Source organism: Methylobacterium sp. E-046 (assembly GCF_022829625.1).
In the GTDB taxonomy this organism is placed as follows: Bacteria; Pseudomonadota; Alphaproteobacteria; order Rhizobiales; family Beijerinckiaceae; genus Methylobacterium; species Methylobacterium longum.
Genome location: NZ_JAKSYP010000260.1, coordinates 1 through 4,117 on the forward strand (window position 1 = coordinate 1; position 4,117 = coordinate 4,117).

Here is a 4,117-nt window from a genome sequence, read left to right on the forward strand (position 1 = left end):
CCGGATACGCGATGACTACCGCAAAGCTCTCGCCGCCTTGCACGGCTATAGCCTCATCCTCGACGCCGCTACACTGACACCGTTGGCCGCTACCGGGCCTAGCGCAGTGGTCGTCCCGAACCCACTCCCGCCTGGTTTGTAGCGGCACAGTATCACCCGCCTCGACCCCCGCTCTGCCGCTGGCCATCTTGAGGGTATGCTCGCGCAGCACGGCCGACCTACGATGCATAGGACGGCTGGAGGAGCACGCATCAGCGCACTGTTCCTATTGATTTCGTTCTGAAAACTCTGCTGCAACGTTCAAAGCAGCTGAGCGGTTAGCATGCGTGATGCAATGGCGCAGCTTTGCGCGCGGGAGTTTCCGATGTCATCCTCCCGATCAGATCGCACGCCGCCAGACGATGCCGAGAAGGGGCACTCCCTCGCTTGGACCTTGGCTCTGACTACTGCGCTTCTTGGCATCTTAGCCCTGCCACGGCGTACACAACGCCCGGCATCTACAGCCAAGAAGGCGCCGGATGACGAAGCCGGAGCGGCACGCCAGACGTCCCCTTCACACAGTGGCAGCGAAGCTCACCAAGTAGCGCGCACTCAGGGCGATCGTGGACGCCAAGCCAAGCGTCCGACCGAGATCCCGGCCAAAGGTTGGAAGGACATCGCGCTGCGCACCTACCGGGACGTGGGTGAGAACCGGATCATGCTGGTGTCGGCTGGCGTGACCTTCTTCGCGCTGCTGGCGATCTTCCCCGCGATCGCTGCTCTGGTATCCGTCTACGGGCTCGTGGCCGACGCCTCGACCATCAACGACCAGCTCGCCAGCCTGCAGGGCATCCTACCTCAGGGGGCGCTGGAGATCGTCGGCGATCAGGTCAAAAACCTCGACGAGAAGGGCAACGCCACCCTGGGGCTGAGCCTGATCGTGAGCATCGCCCTGTCGGTGTGGAGCGCCAACGGCGGGATGAAGCACATCTTCGACGCGCTCAACCTCGTCTACAACGAGCGCGAGAAGCGCAACTTCGTCGTGCTCAATCTCGTGTCGCTCGCCTTCACGGCGGGCGCGCTGCTGTTCCTGATCCTGGCACTCGGCGCAGTCGTCGTGCTGCCGGTGGTGTTCGAGTTCGTCGGCATCGGCAAGGACGCTTGGTGGCTGGCGATGCTGCGCTGGCCGGTGCTTCTGCTCGCCGTGCTCGGCGGCTTGACGGTGCTGTACCGCTACGGCCCGAGCCGGGATGCGCCGCGTTGGCACTGGGTCACCGGGGGAAGCGCCGTGGCGGCGGTCCTCTGGCTCGGCGGCTCGCTGCTGTTCTCGTGGTACGTCGCCAACTTCGGCAGCTACAACAAGACCTACGGCTCGCTGGGCGCGGCGATCGGGTTCATGACCTGGATCTGGATCTCAACGACGATCGTGCTGCTCGGCGCTGAGGTGAACGCTGAGACGGAGCACCAGACTGCCGAGGACACGACGGTGGGCGAGCCTCAACCTCTCGGTACGAGGGGCGCGAAGATGGCCGATAGCGTTGGGGCGGCTGCAGATTAGCTGCCGGCCTCAGCGCTTTGGGCTGGAGCCACGTTCGTGGCCCGCATTCTGAGCGGGGCGTTGAGCATATAGCGAACGCCCTTCAGCTCGGTTTGCGAGGATGCGCTCACGCAGCAGGACAGCACGGCGCGCGATCGCCTCCGCGTCACAGGCTCGACACGGGCCGCCGCGGCCGGCGGCAAGGCAGTTGTCGGGGTTCTGGCAGGACCGGCGCGGCATCGCGGCTACCATAGTAACTTGGATCAATTCCCGCTACGTTCAAGCAACGAGCTATCAGCGATCTAGTCGTGCGGAGCTTGCTGGCGTATCCCCCGGCATGGCCAAGCGCATCAATCTACTCACGTAGGAGCGGGGTACCGTCCCATTCGATGTGGTCTTCGAGCAAGGCGCAAATCACCTCGTGTCAGGCGAGCCAGCTGCGAGCGAGCCGATGCAGCGGCTTAACAAGCTACATTCAATCTCAGTAATTTCTACTGAGACTGAGACTTATTGGCCACTAAACGCGTCACGCATCCAGTATGCATGCAAATTGACTGCATTTGGAGCTTCTAATGCGAATTTCGATAATGGTTTTTGCGATAATTTCGGGCTTGATGACTTCTGCTTTAGCGCAGCATTCGCAACCAAGGCGAGATCCGGTTCAAGCAAAAACTGACATCAACAGCGATGCCAAGGCTGAAGAGACGAAGCAGCTTATCGAGAGAGCCAGGGAGCGACAAAAGGCTGTCGACCAGCATAACTCAAATCTGTGGGAACGTTGGATCTACGCTGTTTGCATGGGCTGCGGCTGGACGCCGAGAAACGTTCGGATCGTCCACACCAATCCTTCACGCGTCCTGATCGGCATACCGGCTGCGGACGATGATGCTCGTGAGCGCGCTGGCATCCGCCTGAGAAGCTGAAGCCGTCGGCATCAGGCACGCTCCAGCAGGTCAAGGAGCATCGTGCCGGCCGCCGGGATGACGCTGCCGCGGCCCGTGAAGGCAGGATCTCGGCCACTGCCTGCGGTTCGGTCGGCACCTCCGGCAGCACGGTCTCAGGCGCCTCAGCCTCGCGGTCCTGATCGTTCCCGAGCAGCCGTGTAACCTGACTGCCAGGCAAGTTTTCGGGTGAGGCCAGGGACAGCTCAGTGTCCCCGCCGTCCTCGTTGTCCGCTTCGCCGTCCATGCGGTCGAGCATGGCAATGATGTGAGCCGGAATGCGGTTAGGTCTGCATCAGATGCGCGAGCAGCGTTCGTGCGTGCACTAAAACGTGATCGAACGGTCGAGCGTAATGCAGTATTGTGCATCCATCGACTTCGGTCGATCTACCACGCCCGCCACTTGGTGTGCCCCTCAGCAGCTATACGGCGGGCGTGGATGCTTTTTTGCGTAACAGTTCGCTGATGTCTCTAGGATTTTAACCAACGGTTGAACCTACCGATCAGACGGTAGTATCTGCCGGATGCCGGCTTTGGCCGGCCATCCGCGTCTGCCTACCGCTCGCCCCTCAGCGACAAAGGTGGGCGTGGATGCATGCTTCTTGCTCCGTCTCAGCGTCGGGTCTCCTCTCGACCTCCACGCTTGCCCGAAGCCGTTTGCCCCCACTCGGACAAAGGCAGGCGTGGACGCCTCAGAGAGGGCGAGTCCCTCTGAGCTGGAAACAGGCCCTAAGCCATTGATAGGCTTTAATTTAGGGCGGAGTCCCTCCACTGCCGGTTCACGCTCCTTCAAGATCACGGTCGCCGCCGCGCAGCCACACGACCTAAGAGCCGTGAGGGTTTTCGGGAGCGCCGAGACTGGGTTCCGCATCCCCGCCATCCTCGCGGTCGGGATCTCCATCGCCTTCGTCCAGGATGGCGACGATGCGGTCCACGATGTCGAGCGCTAACTCGGCCAGCTGCTCGAACTCCTCGCGTGGGATCGACTGGGCAGCGGTCTTTTTGCCAATCGGGAAGGGGACAATCTTGCTCATTGTTAGGGTCTCGGGTCGCGATGAAGGGATGGCCCGGCGGGATCTGGCCGGAGCGGTACGCACGGCAACAGAGAAACGAAGGGCCGATCAGCGGCCTTGGCGCTCAGCCTTGGCGTGGGCCAGCAACTCGCGGGCTAACGCCGCGATCTCGTCGGGGACGCCGTTCTGGATTACCGGCAGCGCCAGCATCTCAAGCGGGGTTTCGCGCTCGGCGCTGTTTGCCGGCCTGCGCCGCCGCACCTCCTTGTTGATCGCGGTCTCCACATCGGTCAGGGCATCGCCGATCCACTGCATCAGCTTGCCGGTGCCGGAGCACGACCCGGTCGAACGGGACGGTGACGTCCTCGCAGCCGTGATCGGCGGCGAAGTCCCTAGCCCAACCATCGAGTTCCGCCCGTACCATGGGCTGTCGGTAACCCACGCCGGATAAAGCTCAAACGAACGCGATCACGACAAATGCCAGCATCTCACAGCAAGACCCAGCAACGTCCAGCGCCTGATGATGCTGGTAAACGATGTCAAAAGCAGTGTGCACACCTGTGCACCTCGGGTGCGCGGCCAGGGACGAGCGTCCCTAGAGGTGCTGAAATATCAATAGGCCAGTCGGTATGAGCATGCCTTAAGAG

At 62.1% G+C, this 4,117-nt stretch carries 4 protein-coding genes; 2 read left to right on the top strand and 2 right to left on the bottom strand.

Features of this window, described 5'->3' with window-relative positions; genetic code table 11:
* The first annotated feature begins 364 nt into the window (after nucleotides 1–364).
* Both MKK82_RS28660 and MKK82_RS28665 read left to right on the top strand, forming a co-directional pair.
* Nucleotides 365–1,537, top strand: coding sequence for a YihY/virulence factor BrkB family protein (locus MKK82_RS28660; protein ID WP_243987596.1), 1,173 nt, complete (start codon nucleotides 365–367; stop codon nucleotides 1,535–1,537).
* Nucleotides 1,538–2,088: 551 nt separating this feature from the next.
* Entirely contained in the window at nucleotides 2,089–2,439 is a 351-nt protein-coding gene (locus MKK82_RS28665) for a hypothetical protein (protein WP_243987591.1), read from the top strand.
* Between the two features lie 842 nt (nucleotides 2,440–3,281).
* Here MKK82_RS28665 and MKK82_RS28670 read toward each other — a convergent pair.
* Nucleotides 3,282–3,491 (bottom strand): hypothetical protein, encoded by a 210-nt coding sequence (locus tag MKK82_RS28670; protein WP_243987593.1) that lies wholly within the window; start codon nucleotides 3,489–3,491, stop codon nucleotides 3,282–3,284.
* Between the two features lie 87 nt (nucleotides 3,492–3,578).
* Nucleotides 3,579–3,785 carry a hypothetical protein gene (locus MKK82_RS28675; RefSeq protein WP_243987595.1) on the bottom strand — a complete coding sequence of 69 codons (207 nt, stop codon included), beginning with the start codon at nucleotides 3,783–3,785 and terminating at the stop codon, nucleotides 3,579–3,581.
* Between the last annotated feature and the right edge of the window lie 332 nt (nucleotides 3,786–4,117).

Coding starts and splice junctions, on each gene's coding strand:
- MKK82_RS28660 (WP_243987596.1), top strand. CDS start 365: ATGTCATCCTCCCGATCAGATCGCACGCCGCCAGACGATGCCGAGAAG.
- MKK82_RS28665 (WP_243987591.1), top strand. CDS start 2,089: ATGCGAATTTCGATAATGGTTTTTGCGATAATTTCGGGCTTGATGACT.
- MKK82_RS28675 (WP_243987595.1), bottom strand. CDS start 3,785: ATGCAGTGGATCGGCGATGCCCTGACCGATGTGGAGACCGCGATCAAC.
- MKK82_RS28670 (WP_243987593.1), bottom strand. CDS start 3,491: ATGAGCAAGATTGTCCCCTTCCCGATTGGCAAAAAGACCGCTGCCCAG.